This is a genomic window from Chlorobaculum thiosulfatiphilum (assembly GCF_006265165.1).
Lineage (GTDB): Bacteria > Bacteroidota > Chlorobiia > Chlorobiales > Chlorobiaceae > Chlorobaculum > Chlorobaculum thiosulfatiphilum.
The window spans coordinates 1-268 of record NZ_VDCH01000076.1 but is presented as its reverse complement, the minus strand read 5'-3'; the positions used below and the strand labels follow the sequence as shown (position 1 = coordinate 268).

General features: G+C 64.9%; 1 pseudogene. It reads left to right on the top strand.

Annotation, left to right across the window (positions count from 1 at the left end):
• Nucleotides 1-268, top strand: a pseudogene (locus FGF66_RS12420) (DUF2207 domain-containing protein); the annotation flags it as partial.

The window sequence follows — 268 nt, the reverse complement described above, 5'->3', positions numbered from 1 at the left end:
TTCGAGAAGCTTCTGCCCTATGCCGTCGCGCTCGGCGTGGAAAAGCCGTGGTCACGCACCTTCGAGACATGGCTTGCGACCGCTGCGGCGGGTGCTGCCGCCGCGAGCTATCACCCCGCTTGGTACGGCGGCAATTACGGAAATTTCTCCGACCGGATCGGCGGCTTTTCCTCGTCGATGGCCTCGACCATCGCATCGACCATTCCGCAGCCCGTTTCCTCGTCCGGCACCGGCTTTTCCGGCGGCAGCAGCGGGGGCGGTTTCTCAG